Here is a 25,430-nt window from a genome sequence, read left to right on the forward strand (position 1 = left end):
CCACGCTGCTCTTGCGCCGCAGCAAGGCGCGGCCATCGGTTTCCTTGATCTTTATCAAAGAACGACCCCGCCTCGGACCGATGCTTTGCCGCGAAGTCTAAGGAGGGTGTGATGTTTCACTGCGGCAAGACCCTGATCGCGCTTGCGCTGTTGATGGCGAATCCTGTCGCCGTCTCCGCCCAAACGGCCGACAATCCGCCTGCTCCCAGCAGCACGCCGCAGCCGGCGACCCAATCGCCGCCGAGCGCAGAGCTGCTGAAGTCCGAGCAGCTCGAAGCCCTGGTTGCGCCGATTGCGCTCTATCCCGACGAACTGCTGGCAAATGTGCTGGCGGCGTCGACCTATCCGCTGGAAGTGGTGCAGGCCGATCGCTGGCTGAAGGAGCGCAAGTCGCTCAAGGGCGATGCGCTGAGGACGGAGGTCGAGAAGCAGTCCTGGGACGACAGCGTCAAGGCGCTGGCCAGCACCGCGGACGTCCTGACCATGATGAGCGACAAGGTCGACTGGACCAAGAATCTCGGCGATGCCTTCCTCGCTCAGCAGCCGGACGTGATGGATGCAATTCAGCGGCTGCGCACCAAGGCCTATGACAACAAGAACCTGGTCACGACCAAGCAGCAGAAGGTCAGCGTCAAGACCCAGGAAAGCAAGCAGGTAGTCGTGATCGAACAGGCCGACCCTAATACGGTCTACGTGCCGTATTACGATCCGGCCACGGTCTACGGAGCCTGGCCCTACACGGAATATCCACCCTATTATTTCGGCTACCCGTCCTATATCGGCGCGGGGGTGGTTGCGGCCGGTCTTGCCTTTGGCACAGCCTGGGCGATCGGGCGCTGGGGCAATTACTGGGGCGGCGGCTGCAACTGGGGCAACCGCAACGTCTATGTCAACCATCGCACCACCAACATCGGAAATGGCTGGCAGCACAACGCGGCGCATCGCCAGGGCGTGCGCTACAACAACGTCAATGTTCAACAGCGCTTCGGCAACAACAACCTGAAGGCCGGCGCTTCCAACCGGATGGATTTCCGCGGCCGCGACGGACAGCAGGTGCTGCGTCCGAACCAGGGTGCGGGAGACCGTGCAGGAGATCGAGCGGGAGCGGGAGATCGCGCAAGCGATCGTGCCGGAGATCGTGGTGGTGACCGGGCAGGCACGCGTGACCGGCCCGGCGGCGGCGATCGCGCAGGCGCTGCGGACCGTGGCAAGGGCGGGGGTGATCGCGCCAAAGGTGGTAGCGATCGCGCCAAGGGTGGCGGTGATCGCGCGAAGGCAGCCAACCGCGGCGGCGCCGGAGCCGCCAATCGTGGCGGCGGCGGCGGAGGCAATCGCGGTGGTGCGATGAACGTATCGTCCGGCCGCGCCGCTGCGGCGGCATCGTCGCGCGGGCGGTCCAGCATGGCGAGCATGCCGCGCGGCGGCGGCGGTGGTGCGGCTTTTGCCGGTGGAGGTGGCGGCTTCCGTGGCGGAGGTGGTGGCGGCGGCTTCCGCGGCGGTGGCGGCGGCGGGCGTCGTTCCGACATCGCGCTGAAGCATGACGTCGTCCTGCTCGGCCATCTCGCCAACGGCCTCGGCTATTACCGCTTCAGCTATCTTGGCAGCAGCAAGGCCTATGTCGGCGTAATGGCGCAGGAGGTGCAAGGCGTGATGCCGGATGCGGTGACGCGCGCTGGCGACGGATACCTGCGGGTCTACTACGAGAAACTCGGACTGACGTTCCGCACCTATCACGATTGGCTTGCGGGCGGCGCCAAGATCCCCGTGGAGGTGTCGCCATGACCGCTTTGACATCATTGCATCGCGCTGCGTCGGCAAGCGTTGCTGCAATCATGGCGTTGGCCCTGATGAGCTCAGTGTCCCAGGCCCAGCAGTCCTATCCCTCGCCGGAGGACGCTGCGGCCGCGCTGGCTGCCGCGGTCAAGACCGGCACCAAGCGGGAGATTCTCAAGGTGCTCGGCGGGGGCGCCGAAGACATCATCGAGTCCGGCGACGACGTTGCAGACGCGGAGACGCGCAAGGCGTTCATCTCCACCTATGACACCAAGCATTCGATCAAGGTGGAAGGAAACAAAACAGCGACGCTCATCCTGGGCGCGGACGATTTTGCATTTCCGATACCTTTGGTAAACAACAGAACAGGCTGGGAATTCGATGCCGTCGCGGGGCGACAGGAGATACTGTATCGCCGTATCGGCCGCAACGAGCTCGACGCGATCCAGACCAGTCTCGCCTATGTCGATGCCCAGAACGAATATGCCGATAAGGATCGCGGCGAGGGCGCGGGTGTCTACGCGCAACGAATCGTTTCGACGCCCGGCAAGAAGGACGGTCTGTTCTGGCGCGACGACAGCGACCCGAGCCCGCTCGGTGCGCTGGCGGCGGAGGCCTCAGCCGAAGGGTACAGGGCCGGGGACGAGCCGTCTCCGTACCACGGCTATTACTTCCGAATCCTGAAGGCGCAGGGGCCCGATGCACCCGGCGGCGCGCTCAACTACGTCGTCAAGGGCAAGATGATCGGCGGCTTCGCGCTGATCGCCTGGCCTGCCGAGTACGGCAATTCCGGCGTCATGACCTTCCTGGTCAATCATGCCGGCACCGTCTACCAGAAGGATTTGGGAAAACGGACCGACTTCGTCGCCAAGCGCCTCATGTTGTTCGATCCGGATCAGACCTGGAAGAAAATCGATGCCGCGAAACCCTGAGAGCAGGCGAGTTCTGCTGCGCGAGATCGCGGCGTACCTGGCGGCGATCGCGGCGTTCGCATCCGCCGTTCCGGCGACATCGGCGCTCGCGCAGGCGCCCGGCTATGTCCGGGTCAAGTTGGTGAAGGCGGGCCTGATGGTGGGCGCCGGTGGCGGCAGCGGCGTCCTGACGTATCGCGGTCGTAACTATCCGTTCAGAGTGTCCGGTCTCAGCCTGGGTGTTACGGCTGGGGCATCGGTCAGCCGCCTGGAAGGGTGGGCTTCAGGTATAAGGCAGGTCAGCGACTTTGCCGGCACCTACAGCTCCGTTGGCAGCGGGGGCACTTTCGTTGGCGGATTCGGAGGCGTTCAGTTGGGGAATGAGAAAGGCGTAAGGATCGGCCTGCAAGGACCCCGGGCAGGAATGGAGTTCGCGGCGAACCTCAGCGAGGTCAGGATTTCACTGAAGTGAGCCTGCCCGGCTGCGGCTCGTCGGCAGAAGTGCGGTTTCCGTCATCAACACTCGCCTTGCTAGGTGGTTGTTTTTGCTGGCGCGCTCGGAGAGATTCGAACTCCTCTACTAACACATTAATTTATCGGGTGTTTTTCGTTAGAATTTGGTCCGAGGGACAAGTCCAGGGGCAGGGCAGAGGGGTGCCTCTGGATTTGCTCGGTGTGTTGCGTCAGAACCCAAGGGCATCCGGACAATTAGGGGTTTGAATCCCACTCTCTCCGCCACTCACCCGAGCCTTAATATAATTTAGTAATATCAGTGAGTTGTCGAGGACTCGCGGTGCGATGTCCCCCAATGCGGCCCCCAAGGTGTCCCCCATTAGCGCGTACGCCACTCCTAAATTGTCACGCTCGTTTCGAGGGTTGAGAACCGTCGCGGAATCTTGGCCGCCTGAGAATAGAACGAGTGCAGCTGATGTGCTGTTCCCACTGCCGACGTCGAATCCAGTCACAAGCAGAATCAACATCCCGGAATATCTTACGAAGCGCGCAATCGATCATAGGGTTGTCGCCGACAGGAAGCAGCGACCGGACGTCCGTTTTTACCTCGAGGCATATCTTTCCGCGACTGTAGGCATATCCGAGCTCAAAGCACGCTCCTTCGTCGATTACCCGGCGTCCATAACGATTACGAGAATCGTCACATCGATCGATCGCGCGGATGTCGGCCGAAAAAATAGCCCCCTTTGCCGCACCATTACGATCAGCCTGAAGACGCTCCACCGCCGCGCGAACGATATCGTAGTCGGCGAAGCCCAAGCGGGGGCGGCGGTTCATGGCAACGCGTATAACTGCACTTCCGAGATTACCCCTAATCGGACGTGGCGCGGAGATGCCAAAATCGACGCAAATGCCCCGAAGCGACATGGTTAGATTTCGCGTATCGGCACGTTATGCAACGCGCGCCGCTATTCAGGCATGACGTTGGCGAACTTGATCACCTTGGCCCACGTTCGTCGGCAACTCAAATTGGAAAATCGAGCCTTTGTCGATTCCCCGCGCCACCCAAATACGGCCGTTATGGCTTTCGATAATAGAATGGCAGATGGAAAGGCCAAGTCCCATACCACGCTCTTTGGTTGTGAACATCGGGTCGAAAATATGATTGTGGTTGGATGGGTCGATACCCGTGCCAGTATCCTCGACGACCACGTGAACAAAATTTGGTTTGCTAACGCAGGATCGTATGCTCAATATTCGCGGCGCTCCCGTCTGCATCGCCTCGATGGCGTTCATGACCAAGTTTAAAACGACTTGCTGCAGTTGAACTCTGTCGCCTTCCAAGGTCGGGACTGATTCATCGAGTTCTGTACGCAGCTCTACTCCATGCTTCTGCAACTCGGGGCGCACAATAGCAAGAACCGTGAAGATCAGCTTGTTAATGTCGATTGGGTTTCTCGCCTGCGTTTCCTTTTTGAACATTCCGCGGAGGGTTACGATGATTTCACCTGCACGGAGACCGTCAGTTTCGATTTGACCCAGCGCGTCTCTCGCCTTTTCTATGCTTGGTTCTCTCAATGCGAGCCATTGTCGGGCGGCACTGGCTTGCATTACAATCCCGGTTAGTGGCTGATTGATCTCATGAGCAATGGACGCTAAAAGGACGCCCGCTGTCGCTAGGCGGTTCATGTGGGCCAGCTCAGCCATAGTCCGCTGCAATTCAGCCGTCCTTTCCATCACCTTTATCTCAAGTTCGTCGCGGGCTTTGCGAACTTCCTCCTCAGCCCGGCGCCGTTCATGAATCAAGTTCGCGCTGCGGAAGGCTGTCGCCGCATGATTCGCAGCCACTGTCAGCAGCATCCTGTCAGTTTCGGTTGGGAAATTGCTACGCTCACAGCCGATGGCTACAAGACCAGCGTGGGCGTTAAACCCAATGGGGATAATGATACCGCGGAGCGATTTCAGTCTGTCATCAAAGCCAATAACATTTGGAATGATCTGCCTACGCAAAGACCCATCAAAAGTAGAAAATTGGGCCTGGAGCCAGTCTAAAAATTCCTTGGTGGCGCATCCACTCGTGGCGTCGATCGTTAGCCCTCCGATGGGATCGAGCAAGCGTACGAACGCAAAATCAAAACCCAACGACCCCGCCAGAATGTCGGCCAGTCCGGCGGCAATCGTGCGCGGTGCGATCCCGATCCACCCCGCTGGGATGGTCGAAAGTGCGACTAAATCCCGAAGCGCTGCTCGCAGCCGGAGATTCTCGTCAGCCATCACTATCAGTGTGCTTGGATCGCGCCGCGCCGCGCCGATTTTCTCTCTCGGAGTTCAAGGAGGAACTGGTCTGGAGGAACAAAGAACGGGTTCTCCTGGAGCACCCCTCCGACAATCACGACGGGGTGAACCCGCAACATGTCCATCACCAAGCTGGCACTGAAGTTCGCCAGATCGTACGTACATATTACCGGGTCGTTGTACTTGGAGACCGCATAGTTGACGCGCGTCTCGTATTCCAGCCAGTTATCTTCGCCCGCTTTGTCCACTAGGGATGGTTCCACGCGCGACACAAATCTGACGGAGGGATTACCGGCTGCCGCCCCTGATCCGAGCACCTCTTCGAGCAAGGCGAGCATTCCATCCTGATCGAAGCCATCGTCGCGCAGGTAAGCGTCCTGCCAGCGCCGCACCTCCAGCTGTCCGGTTGCTATCGCCTGCTCCACGTCTATGCCAGCTTCGGCGAGTCGCTTCAGATGATCCTCCCGCAGCCCGGGATCCACGATATGAAAAGCCTTGTCGCCGCGCTCGAACCCCTCTTTGATGAACGAGCGAAGTACCCTGTGCTGCTCGTCGAAGCCATTGAAAAAAGCGCAAACGTGACAGTGTTTGCCAAGCAAGCCATCACCTACGTGGATGGGACATTCATTGCCTATCATGATGGACCTCCGCGAGAATGGATTTCCGCCGCACCCATAGGACATTTCGGGAACGGTAATCTGGAGGAGTACGAAGTCAAGCCTCATTTTGCCTGTAAATTTGCGCAGTCACTCGTGCGTCATGATTCGAGTAGTGCAGCATGCGCACCTTCTTCTGTATACTTTGCGACATGAGTGCACCCAAGAATCGCAAGTACAAACCGGAGTGACGATTGCCGCATCCCTACGCACCAATCCTACCCGCTTGAGTGGGTAAGCCGGCGTGGCATGACGACAGATAGGCCACTTTCGGCGCTGCTTGCCGACGAGGCAAACGAGCGAAGACTTTCGGTTTTGGCCACTTTTCGGACCTCCCGCGATGTCTGACTCGAGTCCGTTGTGCGCTTCAAAGCTGACACTCCACGGCTGCTATTCTTATACGGTCTCGGATCGTACACCTTCGATGCACGGTAGGTGATGGCGCAAAAGAAGGGCCGCCTGCCGGGGGGACAAGCGGCCCAAGTCTAGGGAGGAAACGCCCAATGAGGGCAGCGATAGCGCGTGCTGAGGGGCAGGGGGCCGCTACCGCATGCCCGTATCTAAGACGATAGCGATCAGCGGCTCAATTGTACGCGGGTAGCTTGCGAGCATACTAAGGTGTGTGGGGTGATCCCCTGAGGGTTCCTTGGATAGTTGGCGGAAATCTCTGAAGCCCAGTGGCGGCGCGACCTACCATCAAAGGCCAATAAAATGAACTGAGATACTACCGGGGCGCTTGGCTACTAAAGCAGAATTTAATGGAGTTCGGCGGATTGCGAACCTACATCCAGCTTCACTGGGGCCGGACCATGGGCTGTGAAAACTGGAGTTTAACATGCTGGCGCGCACGAGACCCTACTCGATTGCAATTGCAGTAGTGCTTGGAATTGGGGTTAACGTGTATTTGGCGATACCCGCCTTTTCTGCTTCTCCTCCTTCCCAAGTTGCAGCGGAGAGCCGTTCCGCTTCTCCGTTGCACAATGGCGATCTTGTTCGAGTGCGTTCAGGTGGGCCCTTGATGACCGTTACCGCGGTCCAAGGCGATCAGGTGAATTGCTCGTGGACCGAGTGGAACGGCGATCTCAAATCTGAAAGTTTCCCCATCGCCGTGCTGAGCTTACCAGTAGCAGTTCCTCCCCCGGATAATCTGAGCCAAGAGCAAAACGAAGAACGAGCGGCCGATCGATATTATGAAAAGCACTGCCCATCGGGGTCGGTATCGTTCACGGGCAAATTCCATTGCGGCTACTGATGTCATCGGCTGATTGCGCAGAGATCTCAGCCTTTTCGCACTCATTTCGAGATCAAGGCGTCCAGCCACATGCGAGCAACGTGCGATAGACCCAATATCTGGTCCACGAGCCAGATAACGAACGCTCCGGTAAGCCAGGTGCCAACCTGCTTTCCAGCGGCTTTCGCGGCCTCTGATGTGAACTCCTCGCCGCGACGTTCGGCCCACTCACGCAGCTTGGAAGCCTTGCTTTCAACGGTTATGGCTGCCGGGAGTGCGGATCACCTTTGTCAGGCGGCGACTCGGGTTGCGCCTTCAGCGCGTAAACTGATTGCGTGAGTTCTTCGATGTCCGAAAGTTCAATTTCCAGCGGTTCTGGCGGCAGGTTGTGCCCCATGCCCGCGGAGGACCTTGGATATCCCGCAGCCTTTATGATTCTTGGATGCTTTACCATCGGCTCAATCGTAATCTGGCTTTTGTTCGCCTCCGTGCTCAAACCAGCATGCGCGGGGAAGCGAACGGGTGACAGCGCCGCAGTTCCAGTCCCGGCGTCCTAACCGGTGAACCATAATACTCCGATCCTCGCTGTCGCTGCCCTTGCCACACTTGGGGTGATCACTCGTCCGCTCCGGATACCAGAATATGTCTGGGCCCTGGCCGGCACGGTCGTGCTGGTCGCGTTCGGCTTTCTTCCTTGGCGCAATGCAGTCGCCGCAGCGGCAAAGGGGACCGATGTCTATCTCTTTCTGATCGGCATGATGCTACTTGCCGAAGTCGCGTGTCAGGAAGGTCTGTTCGATTGGCTGGCGGCGCTTGCTGTTCGCCATGCGAGAAGTTCCGCCAGGCGACTATTTCTGATCATCTATTCCGTCGGTACGATCGTCACGGTGTTCCTATCGAATGACGCGACAGCCGTAGTACTGACGCCTGCCGTATATGCCGCTGCGACAGCCGCCCGCGTCGAGCCGCTGCCGTACCTTTTCATATGTGCGTTCATCGCCAATGCCGCGAGCTTTGTGCTGCCAATTTCCAATCCGGCGAACTTGGTGATCTTTGGCGCCCATATACCGCCGCTCGCACAGTGGCTCTATCAATTCACGTTGCCGTCGATTGCCTCGATCCTCATCACCTATCTCCTCCTGCGGTTCACCCAGCGCGCCGCGATGGATCAGAAGATTTGCGAGGAGTTCCCAACCGAGCCGCTTTCCGTTGGCGGGAAATGCGTTGCAGTCGGCATTGCTCTCACTGCTCTGGGACTTCTTGGCGCATCGTCGCTCGACCAGCAGCTTGGCTTGCCGACATTTATTGCAGGGACCGCAGTGACCATCATCGTGCTGATCATCAGTCGGCAGTCTCCGCTGCCTGTGTTGCGGGATATCTCATGGGGAGTGTTGCCGCTCGTCGCCGGGCTGTTCATACTAGTCGCGTCTGTCGAGCAGACCGGGATATTGAACTCGGTCACGCAGATGCTTCATAACGTGGCGGCATCCTCGCCTCGGGATGCTTCTTTCGGTGCGGGCATTCTCGTCGCTCTCGCTTCAAACCTGTTGAACAACCTTCCGACTGGCTTGGTCGCTGCCACCGTCAGCCAAAGTGCCGATGTCCCCCTGCAAGTGACAAGCGCAACATTGATAGGTGTCGACCTTGGCCCCAACCTCTCTGTGACAGGTTCGCTCGCCACAATCCTGTGGCTAATGGCCTTGAGGCGCGAAGGCGAAGCTGTGACAGTGTGGCAGTTCCTGAAACTTGGTATTATCGTCATGCCTCCAGCATTGGTTGTCGCCCTGCTGGCAATCACGGCGGTGTCATAGTCAACGAATGTCGGCCTTTGGCACTCGAGACATGCCTGGCCTCCACTGAAAATGTCTGCTCCAGGGGCAGATCCGAAGTGACTGGCGTATGAATGACGCGATTGACTCCATCCGGACATCGCGACCGAACATGTCCTCGAGAACGGTCTTTGCCCTTTGAGACAATAGCTCGCCGGGTCGACGTGAGCCGGCGCTGGCTCGATCCGCGCTGGAAGTTCACCACATCCCGCTCGACGAGGTTCGCGATCCCATTCACCGCCGGCCGACTCCGGCGAGTGGGCACCTGCGCCGGCTGACCCGACCTGCAAAAATTGGGGCGCGCGCCTGTGTCGCGTGGAGCTGCCATTTTCACGCGCCCGTTCGCCTACGACACCGGCCGCAGCCGCGATGGCGAGGCAAGGCCTGCGAGCAGCACCGCTAAAATGCCGGTCAGGAATATGCCGTCAAATGTCCCTGCGCCACCGATGGAGGCGATGGGCGCGCCAAGGCTGCCGATCTTGTCCAGATTGAGAATATCGGCGCCGATTAGCGTTCCCATGGATCCGCCGATATAAGCCAGCGGCGCTGCATATTCGCGGGAGAGGACGAGGGCAAGGATTGCCGTGGCTACGACCGGCACAAACACCGGCACGGCAATGCCAATACCAGCCACGGGGGTCGCCGTGGAATGAACAATGACGGCAATTACAGCGACAGCGATCGCTGCCCTGAGCCAGAGCTGATAGCGAAGCACGAGATAGGCGGACATCAATGTCGGAATCACCGCACCGCCGACATTCACAGCCAGAATGGTGCTGGGCGAAACCACGAATGGCACCACGTAGCGCATGCCGAAGAAGTCGACGATTTGCCCCGATCTGACCGGCGGACCGGGCAGCACGGTGATCGGAAGATTGAAGTAGCTTCCGATCAATGAGCCGAATAGGAGAAGGAGTGCGACCCCCGGACCTACCCCGAGCCGCATATAGGCATATCTAAGGATGCGGAGTTGGATCAGGATGAGCAGCGCCAATGCCAAAAAAACCAGGATCGAAAAAAATCCCGGAGTCAGCGGCAAATAGTGAACCTGGGGATCGTCCATGAGATCGACGGCTTGGTTTGGTTCGGGCAGAGACGGCGCTAGGTGACCGCTACAACGTCACGCCAAGCCAGCACGGGGGCATGGTGTGACCGGGCAATGACGCTGTAGGGCCATTGCTTAGGTAGGATCGCCGCGCGTTCTGTCGCCTCACAATGTTTTGCGTTGGGATTGATCGCGGCAACACCCAGCGGGGCCCAGGCACGTGCACTAACGCTCACCATTCTCGCGGCCGTCATTTAAACTGCGCCGGTTTTCGGCCCCGGTCGCGGCTGATCATCAATCCGCGCCATAAATGAGAGCGCGTCTAAAAATCCTCTCGACCCTGGATCTGCTACCCACGCTCCAATTCGGAAACCGTTTTGCTGTCGGACGCGGTTGGTAAATCAACTCGCTTCGCTGGAGCGGTGCACGTCACGCGGTGGCAAGGAAACGATCGACCATAGTCCGGGCGCTCGTGACGGCATGGCGAACGTGGTGGCCGGCGTCGCGCACTGCGCGGTCAATCGGCATACGGTCAAGGTGACGGAGCTGAGGCTTTAGCTGCACTGGCGATTTTCCCGATGCACACTGCTTCATTGACCTTCGCCACCTTGGGTGTAAGCGTCGACCGCATGAGCTACAAAGATACCAGCGCTAAACAGGGCTAGAAACGCCGCGACTGCTTCAATCAATTTGACGTTCCTTAAGGTTAGTGGCAACGCCCCAGCCCAGAAGCATCAACATCCCCGGCAGATCGAATTTATCATTTTGTCGACCTTCGCGTCTTCAGGGTCGATAGCGGGCTTGGTGTCAAGCATGGGGCGACCCACGCCAGTTGAGGAAAGCGCCGTGCCCGACGAGTTGGTGCCGGGCGCGGCAGCGGTGGTGCCGAAGGCGCCGCCCATCATGGACATATGAGACGATCCCATGCCATGCGCTCCTCCCATGCCGCCGCGGGCAAACGCCGCGGTGGTCGAAAGGCCGACGCAAAGGGCGATGCAAAGAACGGAAAGCTTTTTCATGTCGAGACTCCTCGCTGGCGCCGGCCGGCGGGCGGCTCTGAAGGGATTTCGATTGCGCCGGCCCTCGACACCGCCGCGGAAGTGATCATCCTCGCGTTGCCGCTATCCTGCGAATCGTTGGCTGCGCGCAAATTGTTGAGGATACCAGCCGTACCCACGACTGCGACGATTACAGTTACAATCACGGGTACTAAGTCACCGCGTCGGTTCTTTGCTTGAGCGTGGACGTTCATGTTCTGCGCAATTCGTTGCTCGATGTGCGTGAAGCTGATGTAGGTTCGGAATCCGCCGACACCATTAAATTGAATTTTAATCCGAGCGTTTTGAGGGGCACATGAGCCCGGCATCAAAGGTATTTGACTAATCGTGAAGTCGTTTCAGCTTGGGGAGGTGGCCGCGCGTGCGCACATATCGGCGTGATATCGATGATACCTGAGCAAATACGATGCGAGCGGTTCTGGCCGTAGGCCTTTTGATCACTTTGGGTGCTTCTGCCAACGCCGCGCGGGTGCATCGCTTCCAACCGCGCGAGGGTCACTTACGCCCGGTCGAACGTGTTACCGCTCCCACGCCGCGATTCGCGGTTCCCGGATGGACCGACGAAGAGACCCGACAGTGGCTGTACAACGGCAGCGCCGCCTCTGGCTTAGGCTGATAGTCGCCAATTCCGCCCATATTGACTATTCGCCCGGGCGCTCACGACGGCGTCGCGAACGTGGTGGCCGGCGTCGCGATGCTGACGCCAGCGGCGGCTTGGCTGACGTGTGTTCGTTCGTCGGAACTGTGGGTAATTCCATCACACCCTAGACAGACACCCCACTCGCACCACTATGTGCCCCGAGACGGAATCTCTGGAGGGCCTAGGGGACCAGTCTCGCAAAGGCCATGCGGTGTAATGCCCGCGTGGCTTTTTGTTTTTTTATTTGTTTAGGATTGTCTGGCCGAAAAATTGCGGACTTTGTTCGTTTTCCGCGAACAGATATTGATTTCAGGCCACCTTCGTCGGAGCGGCTAAGGGACCTTGAGCCCATTTCACTGCATCAGTCTTGAGGGGGTCTAGTCGTCGTCCTGCGGGGAAATCGGTCGGCCGTAGGTCTGATCAGCCCTAAACGTGCCAAGTCGAGCTAATGTCAATTCTTGCTACGTTGGCGCAAAGCGGACATTTTCCGACGTGCGGAGGTCAGCTGGCGTTGTTCGGTAAGCATTAAATTGCGCGCCATTGCTCCCCCCAGAATTTGGCGCGAACGTCGTTCTTGAGCAGTTTACCGACAGCGACGGTCTGAAACGCTTGAACGGGCCCGCCAGCCGCGCGGTGCGTGTACTGGCGAGCGTTGTGCAGACGGGCAGCACACGCAACATCGACGAGCCGCACAAGATCGTCGCGCATCTCGCCGCAAAGAAGGCCTACGAGCAGGCCGGCGTCGCCCTTGAAGATGTCGACGTGGCCGAAGTGCATGCCGCCACCGCGATGGGAGAGTTCCTGAACGCGGAGTCGCTGATGCGCAGCCTATTTGTTCAAGCCCGTAGGATGGTTCCACGCGCGCACTAACTCTCTCACATATGCTGGTCTATCAGGGCCGCCGCAGCAGCGTTCGCAATGTCGGTGTCGGTCTCCTTGCTCAAGCCAGCAACCCCTATTGCGCCCACGACTTCGCCGTTTACGCGTATCGGAATGCCGCCGCGCAGCGCCATGATATCGGCAGTGACGAATGCCGTTCGGCCCTGGTTGGTGTTGTCCTCGATCTCCGCCGTCGGCCGTTGTAGCCGCGCAGCCGTTCGTGCCTTCCCTATGGCGAGGTCCGCGCTTGCTGGGCGGACGCCATCCATTCGTTGGAAAGCAAGCAGATCACCGGCGGCATCAACCACCGCAATCGCTGAGGGTGCATTCCGCTGCTGCGCGCTCTCTTGCGCTGCTTGCAAGACGGCCTGGGCTCCGGCTTGATTGAGGACCATCACGTTAATGGTCTGTGCCCCGGCTGACAAGCAGAAGACGGTCGCCAATATTCCAACGCCAATTCCAAGTTTTGTCATAGCGAGCTGATCTCTGATATCCGCTAATGGAATGGTCCGGCCCTGCTCCGGCCCTGCCAGCACGAATAAGCTTCCGTCCACTACGTATGAGAAAGCCCCGCGAAGTTGCGGAGGCCTTTTTTGGGTTAACCGCCGCGGTTCATAGCTGCCCCAGTTAGTGTTGATCCGCTTGGATCATGCGCGATGGGAAGAAGCGTACTCCCAGAAACATTCCTGGGTCTGGTTGCAATACGACCTGCCGCACCAACCGTGCTGAAGGCGCGAGTGACGTGACTTCCCATGCTCATCCCACCTCGCGCAAGGGCGAACGTACTCGGGAGGGTCAACGCAATTGCTAGTGTTATTGTCGTGATTCTCATAGTTGTCTCCTTTGTTGATTAGATAGGAGACAACCACGTCGACACCATTAAATTCTTCTTTAGCGCGACAGAAGCCACCATTGCTTCCATGGCGGTTCGGATTTCGGCTGGGATCCGCTCGGTTTCCTTGTCTGCCAAGATGCCGGACAGCAGGAAGTCGATAATGAAGATCGTCCCGCCGATGTCGCTCGTCAGCTGCGCGTTCAATTGGAGAAATTTCTTGGAACGGCGGCGCTCCCAACGATGGGCGGTCAACTGCCCGTTTTGGCGCAGGCCGCGATACAGGAACCGTGTGCCTACGCATTCTATCAACCCGGTGGTGATGTACTGAATGCGGGCCGACTTAAACCTAGGTATGCCCTTCTCAACCAAATGTAACGTACAGATCAACCCCCCGTGCAATGGTCCGGTCCATCTCTCTGTGATTACGCTTGGGGGTAACCGCCGATGTGGCGAGCGGCAAGGCAACAAGAGGAGTTCAGCGATGAGAATCATAAATGTAACCGCATGGTTAGGTTTTGCTCGCAGGACGGCTGAGTCAGCCTCCGACTTCGCCAGCGTCGTTCACAACCTCTTCATGGACGTGCGCGACAGCTACCGGCCCGAGTTGCACTACATGCGTGGCCCCGGCCCGAAATGGCGCGCCAAGCATCAGCCCTGGCTAGGATTTAGTTCCGAAACCGCACCGCCGGCCGGGCAGCACCAGCTGTCGCCGCTGTATGCACGCCGTCACGACGCGGCTAGTCTCACCCGATAGCCGGGGAATAATGTTCGTGATGCTGGTGTTTCTGTTTGCCGTGTCACTCTTGGCCAACTTGGCGACAATATCGAGGGCCGCATTCTCGGAGTGCGCCCGCATCTCTGATCCAGCCTCTGCTCGCGCTCGTTGGGCGGAAATCCAAGGTTGCATGCTGCCCGTTGGCGCCGCCCTTTGCATCGAATTGGTGGCTATGCTGAGCGGTTCGGCGCATGCCGGTGTCGCCCTTGAAGAACGCAAATTGCCGATGAAGTTCAGCTGGGTCGCTGCCAACCGAATTGCCGGGGCTGGGTCAGCGCGGTCGGCATCGTGACCGCCGATAGTCCAAGGGATTTCGATGAATTCGCCCGCGGCCGACAGCTCAGCGGCGCGACCATCGTGCTGGATTCCAGCGGCGGTTCGGTCAATGACTCGATCGCGCTTGGACGGCGCTGGCGCAATCTCGGGGCGCTAACCACCGTCGGTATCAGCGTGGAGAACAATACCGCGCCGAGCACTCCTGCCAGCATGGCGCCCGTGGCGCATTGCGAATCGATGTGCGTGTTCCTGCTTCTGTCGGGCAAGACGCGTTACGTGCCCGAGACTGCCCATGTCCGGGTGCATCAGATCTGGATGGGTGACCGCGCTAATGACGCCAGGGCCGCGACCTACAGAGCAGATGATTTGATGATCGTGAAACGCGATATCGGGCGTCTCGCCAAATACACCTTCGACATGGGCGGCACAGGCGATTTGTTGTCGCTGTCGCTGAACGTGCCGCCGTGGGAAGATCTGCATGAACTGTCTCGGGAAGAATTGCGACTGACCAATCTCGTCACCACCGATATGGTTGCTCAGCCGGGCAACCCCAACGCAGCGGTGGTAGAGCTGACGCCCGAACCGGTGCAGAATCGCTTCGCAAGCAGTGCTGTTGCGACCGAGATAAATCCAGAGCCGGCGAAATTAACCAGATCGGCTGAAGCTATGGGGCGGCGGACAGGCGGCGTGAGGGCGGCGGCCCCGCCTGGGCAAGAGTAGGGGGTAGCCCTCTCCGAGGAACTATTAAAGGCTTCCCGGAAAAGCCTACAAAAGCGAAACGGCGTATTGCACACTTTGCTGCTCTCGATTCGTACCAACCAAAGACACCCGAGCAGCAGTACTACCTGATGTTTCATCGCACACGCTAGACGGTCATCCGCCAGCAGACTGCGGTGATTAAATCGATCCGAGCGCAACCTGTGTAGTTCGGCATTGTCGCGCCAGTCGGGCGTAAAAGGGGTCACGGAACTGCTGCATATTGTTACCGATCCGAAAGACCAACGGGGTGCCAGAGATTGCCCGCGCGTGCCTTGCCGCGCTCGGGACGGCATACGTAGCTACGGGGCACGCTGCAAGTTCATCACTACCGCTTCCGGGCCATTCGAGTTATCCGGGGAATCGGCCAGCTGTCACCGGCGGAGGTCCGGTCATGTTTGCCATCGTCGAGATCGGTGGAATGCCTGAAGCAACCACGATGTCTGATTACTTCTTAGGACCCTCCGCTTTTTTCGTCGGCGATCGGTTGCGAGGCGCGAGAACGTCCGAGATTGTCAGCTCAGCTGAACGCGAAAGCCAGCAAGCTCGAGCCCAGCAGCACAAGGCTGGCCGCTGTCAGCGTGAGGAATCCATCGGAAACCAAATCGTGATTGTGCATGATAAACCTGCCGAGTGAGATGCTCGTCCGAATTTACTAAAGCGTTCCAAATAGGCCTCTGAGACGCTGATGGAAATCGACCCCGTCCGCACGATTCAAAACTTTGCGCCTCGCAGATCCCGGAGGCCTGGCTCAGCGCAGCGCCTTCTGCGTGAAACATGCTCGATTTGGGTGGGGTCTTCCATCACACTTGCGTTCTGCGGCATAACATCTTCTGGTCGTCTGCGATAAACCTTGGTTTGACCGTCACGACGAAACGGTAACGAAGTCGGGGAGGGCGTACGAAGTGTTCAGGATGGACGTCAGTATGGAGCCGCGCCAAGGCCGCCTCGATTGGCGGCCTTGTAGTTAATTCCGATCAAGCCCAACTCATTACCCCAAGTGTCAAGGCCATATGATGCTACCTGGATCGAACATAACCCCGGACTCACTTGGTGCGTCTCTTCGACTGTCCACAATGTAAATATGTCCAAAAACATTGCTGATCGAATACCAGCAGAACGTGGGGCCGGCGGCCAGCAGGATTTAGGCCCCCACTGTCTCAGATGGGAGCCGCCTGCGCTCACAACGGCGGTTCTTGCCTGCCTATGGCAAGCCACTCCGGGAATCTAACGGAGAATTTAATGGGACCGACGGAGTGCGAACCTAGATCGGGATCGTGCCGCTCTCCCTCAGGCAGGCACTGTTAGTACGGCCTCAGCGGCTCCCCCGGTCGCTGGGGCCGGACGACTAATTGCCCGCGCACACTCGATCGGGGGCGCTATCGACCTATGGAGAAATCTAAATGCGGAGAGTGAGGAAGGCTGTAGCTGCGTCATACGCCGTCCTGATCGGCACAGGCCTATTGATCACTTTGTGTGGTTCCGCCAACGCCGCAACGGTGCATCGCTCTAAACCGCGACATGTCCGAGGTTTGTCCTTTCACTACGCCGTTCCGCCACGGCCGCCGTTCCACTACGACGACACCCCGAGCTACAACGATCCATCCAAGTTTGGCGGCGGCACGGCGTTATAAGAACGAGACCACCCGCTCATGCTCTGAATTTTCTTCCGCCTTCGGCGGCAAGGCGGACATGGCTGACTTGCTACTGGCTCGACCCGGTCGCGCTTGCAAACCCAAGCAGTCTCGTAAAGTCTGCTTCTGTCGATCGGCCCGACCGAGCCACCTCAATCGCGTTATGGCGCACAAGCCTAGGCAAATAAGAGTGAGGTGAACACGCAGCGTTTGGTTCAAGTAGACTTTATCGAAGTGGATGACAGGGGGTGCGTGGCTTGGTCGAAGCGACAAATGAAGGAGCTATGGGCCACGCATGATGCACGGGCAGGGCACTGGCCATCTGGAGAGAGCAGTCGAGATCGGAGAGAGAGCGCCGTCGCTTCCTGATGAGGTCCACCTTGCTCCACAGCGCGCCACGCGGCCGTGGTGCCGCGCACGGCGCTGTACCGCGCGGTCGAATTACGACCGGTGATGGCGGCGGGCATGATGACGCGGGAATGCGTCGGGCGCGGAAGCATATGAGTCATAGCGGTCGCCGCAGTAAGAGATGCCGCCACCGGCCGATGCACACGCGCCCTTCAACGCGGGCCAGTCGCGAGAAGCCTTGGCAGCAGGCGTTGGCGCGCCTCCATTCAGAACGTCCAGATTGGGATAATAGAACGCAAACGCGCCCGGCTCCTGGATGGCGGCCCTTATGGTCCCGTCCGGATTGAAGTCGTTCTTCGGATTATACCCCGAGTCCTGTAGATTCTTGATATACAGGGAGTGGTCGCTGCTGCTCACACCGCCTGGCACTGGCGCACCCCCAGGAGCTTGCGCGAATGCCGGCGCGGTCGCGGCCAGCAGCACGGCCGCAGCAAGAGCTTTGAATGAAATCATTTTCGTTTCTCCTATATGGATCGATTGCAGACCCGCGTGGGATAAGACGAATTGATCACGCTTCATGAGGCGAGCGTGCTGTCTGGACCGCGAGCTATCTGCCTGCAGCATCCGATGCGGATACCTGGTACCGGATGTAGGGAGAACGCGCGCCCGTCCCACTAAATTCCGATTCAACAAACTCAACTCGGCTTGAAACGCGCGTTACAGAGTCAATCGTCCGCGGAACGGCATTCGCGCACAATTGCGCGGGCAGCGCCTCTGCCCTGCTCAACCAGTCCAACATTGTTTTAATTTTCTCGATCCGGTTGGAACAGACGAAAACCTTGCAAGGGTCTGGTTGTTGACCCGAAGCTGACTCTCATCGGCGGTCGCCCCACAGCAACTGCGGAACCCGTTAGCCTCTTGAGATGACTGTGGCGTGGCTGCCACTCGGATCAGAATTTTCTGGCATCACTGGTATGGCGTTGGTACTTTCTTGCCGACCAACTTTATACCTGCTTACAATCGTGCATGTTGAGCCAGGGAGGCTCACAGTGCAAAGCTCGGCATTTTTTGCGGCCGTGATCATCGCAGCCGGTGGCGCCTTCTGCGGAGTGGAGGCGTGGGCCGCCGACGTTGTCCCGACCGGGGCTTCCGCGGCAACGGCGGCTTCCGCGCCCAAGCCGTGCACCGACGGGTGGGACTTTGTTGCCACGAACTGCCAGCTGACTTGGTGGGGCATCACGGTCTACGGCGCGATTGACGCGGGGTTCGGCTGGCAGAGCCATGGCGCGCCGTGGGACCCACGATCCGCTGTCGGCGCCTCATACTTAATCCAGAAGCAGAACAACTCCGCGCTTTGGGGCCCTGCACCCAACGCGCTGACCAATTCATTCATTGGAATCAAAGGAACTAAGCCGATCGGCGGGGACGTCTCTGTAGTCTTTGCTCTGGACGCTGGCTTCGACCCGTATTCCTTGCGATTCTCCAATGGACCGGGATCGGTTGCTGCGAACGCCGGCATCCCCCAAAACTTTGCAACCGCCTACGCCGATTCAAGCCGAGCGGGCCAGTGGTTCAACGGCCAAGGTTATGTCGGCCTCAGTTCTCCGACCTATGGCACCCTGACCGTTTTCCGACAGAACTCGCTGACCCTGGACGCTGTCTTCGACTACGATCCGTTCGGCGCCTCTTACGGCTTCTCACCCATCGGCTTTCAGGGAATAACCTGCGGCGGCGGCAATACCGAAAACTGTAGAAACTCGACGTCACTGAAATATCGGGTCAATGTCGGCCAATTCCGGGCAGCTGCGCTGTGGCAGTTCGGCGGCTACGCCGAGAATAATGCCTCCAATGGCGCATACCAGTTCCAGGCCGGTGCCGATATCTCAACATGGGGCAACGGTGTGCTCTCGGTTGACGCGATTTACAGCCATGTCAGAGATTCCGTGTCGCTCGCACTTGCGCCGGGAAGCAATAACGCCAATGGGGTGCCGATCCCCCCGTTCTTGCCACAGACGCTCACAGCGACGATCTCCGACAATGAAGCCGTGATGCTTGTGGCCAAATACACGAACGGACCGCTGAAGTTGTACGCCGGTTACGAACATATTCGATATATGGCGCCCAGCAATCCGCAGACCGCTTTTACCGATATCGCGGGAACCTTTCTTTGTCTGGGCTGCGATGCGCTCAACAACACGAATATCAACAATACCGCCTTCGGCGTGAACGGTCTTGGCAACAAGACTTTCCAAGTCATGTGGGTCGGGGCCAAGTACGCTGTCACCGACAATCTGGATGTGATCGGCGCCTATTACCATTATATCCAGAATTCTTTCTTCGGCACCGCCGCCGGGGGGCCCACCCCCTGCTTCGGCACCGAGCACCCGCAATGCGCCGGGACATTCGACGGGATCTCTGCCGCTGTCGATTGGCGGTTTGCACCAAAGTGGGATCTCTATTCCGGGATCATGTTCACGCAAGTGAATGGCGGTTTGGCCTTCGGCTTTCTCCAGCGCAACAACATCGCTCCCACGGTCGGATTGTGGTTCCGCTTCTGAGAGCCGGCCACGACCGATCTGTGGGTTGTGCTTCGGACGGCGGCGCTGACGCCCGCGTCGGCGATTGGAGCAAGTATGAGTCCACTGTTGGCACTTTTCGGACCTGACGGCTCGAACTGGCGATGCCCGCTCATGAGAGCTGCGGACTCAAGACTTCTGAGTTTGACCCGAAGCGGCCATTCATAAGACGGCACAGTTCTTCTATCGCACCACCGTTTCAGATACCTTCGGATGCGAGCCAGCTCGTTGCGGCAAAATCAACAGACACCCGATTATGAAAGCCGCAATGACGGCGGATGCAATCGGGCGACTCAATGCGAGACCACCATGGCTTACGGGCTTATCGAGAAAATCGCCAACGGTGGCTCCCAGTGGCCGGGTAAGAATGAAGGCAGCCCAAAATAGCGTTACCCGCGATACCTTCGTCCAATAATAGGCGGCCGCGACCACTGCCAGCGCGGCACCGAATACGACCGCTCCGCCTTCGTATCCGAGGCCCGTTGAATCGGCCATCCAGTCACCAAGAGCGGTGCCCAAGGTCTGCGAAAATGTGATCGCTGCCCAATAAAAAACTTCCACTTTTGGCGTGTTAACGGTGTCAACCGATATCGAGCCAAGCGACCAGTACCAAAGGCCAAGTGTCGCCAAGAGGCAGAGTAACAAAATCGACGAACCGCCCGTATAACCAATTCCCAAAGACCGATCCGCAAAATCGGCCATCGTGGTTCCAAACGTCGTGGAGGCTATGATCGTGGCCCAATAGAGAAAGGGATGAAACTTCCTCGCAACAATTTGAAAGGCAACCAGAGCAACGAGCGCAGCAAAAAACAGTAGCGTTCCAGCCAAGTACCCCCAGTTGAGCGTCATGGTTACGGTATCGCCGCCGGTCTCGCCCAACGTCGTTGCTGCTATTTTTATGATCCAGAAAACGAGCGTAACTTCGGGAACTTTGCTCAAGCTATATTCGGCAGTTTGATTCATGCGCAGGACTTTGTGGGAAGGAAGAGAGTTGCCGCACTAACTCTCTCACATATGCTGGGGTATGAGGGCCACCGCGGCAGCGTTCGCGATGTCGGTGTCGGTCTCCTTGCTCAAGCCAGCAACACCTATTGCGCCCACGACTTCGCCGTTTACGCGTATCGGAATGCCGCCGCGCAGTGCCATGATATCGGCGGTGACAAATGCCGTTCGGCCCCGGTTGATGTTGTCCTCGATCTCCGCCGTCGGCCGCTGTAGCCGCGCAGCCGTTCGTGCCTTCGCTATGGCGAGGTCCGCGCTTGCCGGGCGGACGCCGTCCATCCGCTGGAAAGCAAGCAGATCACCGGCGGCATCAACTACTGCAATCGCTGAGGGTGCATTCCGCTGCTGTGCGCTCTCTTTCGCTGCTTGCAAGACGGTCTGGGCTCCGGCTTGATTGAGGGCCATCACGTTGATGGTCTGTGCCCCGGCTGACAAGCAGAAGACGGTCGCCAATATTCCAACGCTAATTCCAAGTTTTGTCATAGCGACCTGATTTCGATTCGTTGATTTTGCGGCGCGAGCTTGACCTCGGTAATCGCACGGATCTTAGGCAGCCTCGCGTATCAGGCAGCCTTGGAGAGTTGGCCGTGCGGATCGATGACGAACTTGTTCGCGACGCCAGCGTCGAAGTTCTTGTAGCCGTCCGGGGCCTGCTCAAGACCGATCACCTTGACATTGACGATCTCGGCGATGGGCAGTCTGTCCCAGAGAATCGCCTGCATGAGCTGCCGATTATATTTCAGCACCGGCGTCTGACCGGTATGAAGGGCATGGGACTTCGCCCAGCCTAGCCCGAGGCGGAGGCTGAGATTGCCCTGCCTGGCGGCTTGTTCTTGCGCTCCGGGATCGTCCGTCACGTACAGGCCGGGAATGCCGATCGCGCCGGCTGCACGGGTGATCTCCATCAGGCTGTTGAGCACGATAGCAGGCGCTTCGACGGCCTTTCCGTCTGCTCCCTGCGCCTTTGCTTCGAAGCCGACGCAGTCGATCGCGCAGTCGACTTCCGGAACGCCGAGCACGTCGGCGACAAGTTCGCCTAGGCGATCATGCCTTGTGAGGTCGATCGGTTCGAAGCCGACTTTCCTGGCGTGGGCGAGCCGCTCCTGGTTCATGTCTCCGATCAGCACAGCTGCTGCGCCCAGGATGCGCGCGGACGCTGCGGCCGCGAGGCCGACCGGCCCGGCGCCGGCGACATAGACCGTCGATCCGACGCCGACCTTGGCGGTGATTGCTCCGTGGAATCCGGTCGGCAGAATATCGGACAGGCAGGTCAGATCGCGGATTTTTTCCATCGCGTGCGCCTTGTCCGGAAACTTGAGCAGGTTGAAATCCGCGTAGGGCACCATCACATAGTCGGCTTGCCCGCCGATCCATCCGCCCATATCGACATATCCATAAGCGCCTCCGGCGCGATCGGAGTTGACGTGAAGGCAGACGCCAGTGTCGCCCTCTCGACAAGTTCGGCAGCGGCCGCATGCGACGTTGAAAGGGACCGACACGAGATCGCCGATCTCAAGATACTCGACGTCCCGACCTTTCTCGATCACTTCGCCGGTAATCTCATGTCCGAGCACCATGCCGGCCGGCGCAGTCGTGCGGCCCCGGACCATGTGCTGGTCGGAGCCGCAGATATTCGTGGTGACGACCTTGAGAATGACGCCGTGATCGATGGTCTTTCCCGCCGGATTGCGGAAGGTCGGAAAGTCAATCTTCTGGACTTCGACGTGGCCGGGTTTGAGGTAAACCACGCCACGGTTGGAATTGGAGGCCATCGCAATCTCCTTTGGGTTTCACTCTGGACCGTCGAGCCGAATTGCCGGGCCGTCAGGCTCTCCAGGCCGATCCGCGAATTACGCTGCAGAAATTGCCGCGCCTGAAAGCGGGATCCTTGTCCGCAAGCACGTCGGCCTTGACGTTACCGAATGTCGTTTCGGGTCTGTGTTCGATGCCGTCGTAGAACGCTTGAATGATGTCTTCCTTGAAGTGTTCGGTGCGCGGATGCGCGTGGACGACCGCTTCACGTTCAGCGTCGCTGTAGTCGGCATAGGCGAGCCCCAGCACATCCATCTCGACTCCGGCCGTCACCAGGGCGACGACGGGGTGCATGTGCTGCGGGATGCCCGGCGTCGTGTGCAGAGCGATAGCGGTCCAGACTGTATCGATGTCGCGCGGCGCAACCCCGTGGCTGCGGAGGAAATCGCGGGCGGCGTTTGCGCCGTCGACTTCGAAGCGTTCATGGGCGCTGCAGTGCGCAGGCGTCAAGCCCATGTCGTGGAACATGGCACCCGCATAGAGAAGTTCGTGATCGAACTTCAGCGAGCGACGCTTTCCGGCAAGCGCACCCCAGTAGTAGACGCGGCTCGAATGGTGAAACAGCAGCGCGGACTCGGTGTCACGGACGAGTTCTGTGATCTTACGGGCGAGGCTACTGTCGGGAACGCGGATTCCTTCGACTGCGAATGTCTTCTCGGCCGCCAGCGTCATTTCATTTCTCCCGTTATGCAAGCCCGACGCCCTCAACAAAGAACATGATACGCCGCGCCGGAAGGGTCGATTAAATTTGGATTTAATGTTCTTACGTCGCGTCATCGCTATTGTTGATCCGCATGATCGGCGACGTACGGTTCAACCGTCGCTACCGCGCTACTGGATCATCAATACCTTCGACGGGCCGAATGGACGGCAAGATGCTTGCAATCACGACTGATTGAAAAAGAGTTGTCTTAGCCCATGGATATCAAGCCGCTATTTGGCCTTTGTGGCGTTCTCATCGCTGCGATAACGTCCGAATTTAACGACCAGGTTACATCTATCGCGCTGAGCGACATCCGCGGCGCACTCGGGATCAGCCATGATGCCGGAACCTGGATCGAAAGCCTGTATGTGTCAGCCGAGATCATCGGCATGGCGATTTCGCCCTGGCTGCTGGTGACCTTCACGCTAAGGCGTTGGACGCTTTTTGCGATCGCGCTCTGCGGCGTCTCGAGCGTGCTGATCCCGTTCAGCCCGAACATCGAGGCGATCTACACTCTGCGGTTGCTGCAGGGGCTCGCGGGAGGCATGATCATTCCTCTGCTGATGACCACGGCGTTTCGCGTTCTCACGCCGGACATCCGGCTCTACGGGCTGGCCGTCTACGCCTTGACCGCGACCTTCACGCCCGCGCTGGCCTCCACGGTGGCCGCGTTCTGGACCGATATCGTGGACTGGCGTTTCGTATTCCTCCAGACCGTCCCACTCTGTTCGTTGGCCGGCGTCCTCGTCTGGTACTGCCTGCACCAGGATCAGCCGAAATACGAACGGTTTCGAATGCTGGACTGGCGTGGCGCGCTGCTTCTGGTGATCGGGTCCGGTGCCCTAAGCACCATGCTGTATCAGGGTGACCGGCTCGACTGGTTCAACTCAAACCTGATCTGCGTGCTGGCACTGGTGAGCGCCATCGCCATCCCGCTATTCCTGGTCAACGAGTGGTTCCACCCTTTGCCGTTACTGAAGCTGCAGATGCTCGGTCGTCGCAACATCGCCTACGGTGCCCTTGGCTTGTTCACCTTTCTGCTGATCAGTCAATCCGGGTCGACCGTGCCCTTGCGATACCTGCAGGAAGTCCAGGGTTACAGACCGCTGCAATCCAACCTGGTCACGCTGGAGATCGCGGCGTCACAACTGTTGATGTTGCCTGCGATGGCGCTGCTGCTGGATTACAAGCGGGTCGATTCGCGCGTCGTCAGCATGGTCGGGCTGGGATTGATCCTCGCATCCTGCATCGGTTCGTCCTTTCTCACGGTCTATTGGAACCGGGATCAATTCTATCTATGGCAGCTGCTCCAGGCGGTCGGGCAGCCGATGGTGATCATGCCGTTGCTCATGATGACCACCAATAGCGTTGCCAGCCCGGCAGAAGGTCCTTTCGCGGCTGCGCTGGTCAACACATCGCGCGCCGTCGCCGAGGCGGCGAGCGCCTGGTTCGTGGCGTTGATCGATCGCTGGCGCAACGCGCTGCATTCCGACCGCATCATCGATCAGGCCGGCCAGGACCGCTGGCGGGTGCTCCAGAGCAACGGCGTGCTGCCCCAGTACCCGCCACAGTTGACGCCAGCCGGTCAGCCCCGCATGCCGAACAGCCTGGAAGCCTTCCGCCACGCCGTGGAGCAGCAGGCAGCGATTTTATCGACGAGCGACACCTTTCTGATCCTCGGAGCCATGACCGTGTTCTTGATGGTCGTGGTGATGACGTTGCCGGTCCGCACCGTCCCGCCACGTATCCTCTTTGCAAAGCCATAGGAACCCGCATGGCAGAGGATATAGCCGAACTCGAGACGCGACCCGCCGAGCTGGAGCGGAGCGAAAAGCCAGACCTAGCCCTGCAGCGCAAGCATGGCGATCCATCTCAGAAGGATGGCGAGTCGGCGGACCGCACAGACGAGGAAGCAGATAAGCTCCCCGCGCGTCTGCCGCGCT

22 protein-coding genes and 1 pseudogene are annotated in these 25,430 nt (G+C 59.0%); 11 read left to right on the plus strand and 12 right to left on the minus strand.

Annotation, left to right across the window (positions count from 1 at the left end; translation table 11 throughout):
- Positions 1-111: 111 nt before the first annotated feature.
- Genes V1283_RS08280 through V1283_RS08290 form a run of 3 tightly spaced genes read left to right on the plus strand, consistent with a single transcriptional unit; the run spans position 112 to position 3,156 of the window.
- Positions 112-1,782: a DUF3300 domain-containing protein gene (locus V1283_RS08280; protein ID WP_334385945.1), complete on the plus strand. Its 1,671-nt coding sequence runs from the start codon at positions 112-114 to the stop codon at positions 1,780-1,782.
- Positions 1,779-2,705, plus strand: a complete 927-nt coding sequence (locus V1283_RS08285) for a DUF2950 domain-containing protein (RefSeq protein ID WP_334385946.1) — start codon at positions 1,779-1,781, stop codon at positions 2,703-2,705. Before V1283_RS08280 ends, V1283_RS08285 begins: the two co-directional genes overlap by 4 nt.
- Positions 2,689-3,156: a hypothetical protein gene (locus V1283_RS08290; RefSeq protein ID WP_334385947.1), complete on the plus strand. Its 468-nt coding sequence runs from the start codon at positions 2,689-2,691 to the stop codon at positions 3,154-3,156. The genes V1283_RS08285 and V1283_RS08290 overlap by 17 nt, the downstream gene beginning before the upstream one ends.
- A 386-nt stretch (positions 3,157-3,542) precedes the next feature.
- Here V1283_RS08290 and V1283_RS08295 read toward each other — a convergent pair whose 3' ends face one another.
- The 3 genes from V1283_RS08295 to V1283_RS08305 form a co-directional block, all read right to left on the minus strand.
- Complete coding sequence (locus V1283_RS08295) at positions 3,543-3,974, minus strand: nucleoside 2-deoxyribosyltransferase (RefSeq protein ID WP_334385948.1); 432 nt, start codon at positions 3,972-3,974, stop codon at positions 3,543-3,545.
- A gap of 135 nt (positions 3,975-4,109) precedes the next feature.
- Positions 4,110-5,411, minus strand: coding sequence for a sensor histidine kinase (locus V1283_RS08300; RefSeq protein WP_334385949.1), 1,302 nt, complete (start codon positions 5,409-5,411; stop codon positions 4,110-4,112).
- A 5-nt stretch (positions 5,412-5,416) separates the two neighbouring features.
- Positions 5,417-6,070: an MEDS domain-containing protein gene (locus V1283_RS08305; protein ID WP_334385950.1), complete on the minus strand. Its 654-nt coding sequence runs from the start codon at positions 6,068-6,070 to the stop codon at positions 5,417-5,419.
- Positions 6,071-6,923: 853 nt separating this feature from the next.
- On the opposite strand from V1283_RS08305, the gene V1283_RS08310 reads away from it, so the two are divergent.
- Together V1283_RS08310 and V1283_RS08315 are read left to right on the plus strand one after the other, a co-directional pair.
- Positions 6,924-7,340, plus strand: coding sequence for a YodC family protein (locus V1283_RS08310; protein ID WP_334385951.1), 417 nt, complete (start codon positions 6,924-6,926; stop codon positions 7,338-7,340).
- A gap of 539 nt (positions 7,341-7,879) precedes the next feature.
- Entirely contained in the window at positions 7,880-9,130 is a 1,251-nt protein-coding gene (locus V1283_RS08315; RefSeq protein WP_334385953.1) for an arsenic transporter, read from the plus strand.
- Positions 9,131-9,494: 364 nt separating this feature from the next.
- Here V1283_RS08315 and V1283_RS08320 read toward each other — a convergent pair whose 3' ends face one another.
- Both V1283_RS08320 and V1283_RS08325 read right to left on the minus strand, forming a co-directional pair.
- The gene (locus V1283_RS08320; RefSeq protein ID WP_334385954.1) at positions 9,495-10,211 is read right to left on the minus strand and encodes a DUF1614 domain-containing protein; all 717 of its coding nucleotides are present in this window, start codon (positions 10,209-10,211) and stop codon (positions 9,495-9,497) included.
- A 716-nt stretch (positions 10,212-10,927) separates the two neighbouring features.
- Positions 10,928-11,212, minus strand: coding sequence for a hypothetical protein (locus V1283_RS08325; protein WP_334385955.1), 285 nt, complete (start codon positions 11,210-11,212; stop codon positions 10,928-10,930).
- A 1,219-nt stretch (positions 11,213-12,431) separates the two neighbouring features.
- Here V1283_RS08325 and V1283_RS08330 point away from each other — a divergent pair.
- A complete protein-coding gene (locus V1283_RS08330) occupies positions 12,432-12,761 on the plus strand; it encodes a hypothetical protein (RefSeq protein ID WP_334385956.1) in 330 nt (109 codons plus the stop codon).
- Positions 12,762-12,766: 5 nt separating this feature from the next.
- Here V1283_RS08330 and V1283_RS08335 read toward each other — a convergent pair whose 3' ends face one another.
- On the minus strand, positions 12,767-13,306 hold the full coding sequence (locus V1283_RS08335; protein WP_334385957.1) for a GlcG/HbpS family heme-binding protein: 540 nt from the start codon (positions 13,304-13,306) through the stop codon (positions 12,767-12,769).
- 314 nt (positions 13,307-13,620) lie between these two features.
- On the minus strand, positions 13,621-13,974 hold the full coding sequence (locus V1283_RS08340; RefSeq protein WP_334385958.1) for a hypothetical protein: 354 nt from the start codon (positions 13,972-13,974) through the stop codon (positions 13,621-13,623).
- 112 nt (positions 13,975-14,086) lie between these two features.
- Between V1283_RS08340 and V1283_RS08345 the strand changes: the two genes are divergently transcribed.
- The 3 genes and pseudogenes from V1283_RS08345 (at position 14,087) to V1283_RS08355 (ending at position 16,049) form a co-directional block, all read left to right on the plus strand.
- Positions 14,087-14,359, plus strand: a complete 273-nt coding sequence (locus V1283_RS08345) for a hypothetical protein (RefSeq protein WP_334385959.1) — start codon at positions 14,087-14,089, stop codon at positions 14,357-14,359.
- Positions 14,360-14,510: 151 nt separating this feature from the next.
- Positions 14,511-15,376 (plus strand): annotated as a pseudogene (locus tag V1283_RS08350) (hypothetical protein).
- Positions 15,377-15,806: 430 nt separating this feature from the next.
- Positions 15,807-16,049 carry a hypothetical protein gene (locus tag V1283_RS08355; RefSeq protein WP_334385960.1) on the plus strand — a complete coding sequence of 81 codons (243 nt, stop codon included), beginning with the start codon at positions 15,807-15,809 and terminating at the stop codon, positions 16,047-16,049.
- A gap of 1,438 nt (positions 16,050-17,487) precedes the next feature.
- Here the strand turns inward: V1283_RS08355 and V1283_RS08360 are convergent.
- Complete coding sequence (locus V1283_RS08360; protein ID WP_334385961.1) at positions 17,488-17,973, minus strand: hypothetical protein; 486 nt, start codon at positions 17,971-17,973, stop codon at positions 17,488-17,490.
- Between the two features lie 470 nt (positions 17,974-18,443).
- On the opposite strand from V1283_RS08360, the gene V1283_RS08365 reads away from it, so the two are divergent.
- Positions 18,444-19,952, plus strand: coding sequence for a porin (locus V1283_RS08365; RefSeq protein ID WP_334385963.1), 1,509 nt, complete (start codon positions 18,444-18,446; stop codon positions 19,950-19,952).
- A 201-nt stretch (positions 19,953-20,153) separates the two neighbouring features.
- On the opposite strand, the gene V1283_RS08370 is transcribed toward V1283_RS08365, so the two are convergent.
- The 4 genes from V1283_RS08370 to V1283_RS08385 all read right to left on the minus strand — a co-directional run bounded on the left by V1283_RS08370 (position 20,154) and on the right by V1283_RS08385 (position 23,456).
- Entirely contained in the window at positions 20,154-20,933 is a 780-nt protein-coding gene (locus V1283_RS08370) for a COG4705 family protein (protein ID WP_334385964.1), read from the minus strand.
- Between the two features lie 45 nt (positions 20,934-20,978).
- Positions 20,979-21,425 (minus strand): GlcG/HbpS family heme-binding protein, encoded by a 447-nt coding sequence (locus V1283_RS08375; protein ID WP_334385965.1) that lies wholly within the window; start codon positions 21,423-21,425, stop codon positions 20,979-20,981.
- Positions 21,426-21,535: 110 nt separating this feature from the next.
- Positions 21,536-22,744, minus strand: coding sequence for a formaldehyde dehydrogenase, glutathione-independent (gene fdhA, locus V1283_RS08380; RefSeq protein WP_334385966.1), 1,209 nt, complete (start codon positions 22,742-22,744; stop codon positions 21,536-21,538).
- Between the two features lie 52 nt (positions 22,745-22,796).
- Entirely contained in the window at positions 22,797-23,456 is a 660-nt protein-coding gene (locus tag V1283_RS08385) for an HD domain-containing protein (protein ID WP_334385967.1), read from the minus strand.
- 246 nt (positions 23,457-23,702) lie between these two features.
- Here V1283_RS08385 and V1283_RS08390 point away from each other — a divergent pair, with 246 nt between their 5' ends.
- Entirely contained in the window at positions 23,703-25,253 is a 1,551-nt protein-coding gene (locus V1283_RS08390) for an MFS transporter (protein WP_334385968.1), read from the plus strand.
- Positions 25,254-25,430: the final 177 nt, after the last annotated feature.

Origin of the sequence: Bradyrhizobium sp. AZCC 2262, assembly GCF_036924535.1 — a bacterium.
Lineage (GTDB): Bacteria > Pseudomonadota > Alphaproteobacteria > Rhizobiales > Xanthobacteraceae > Bradyrhizobium.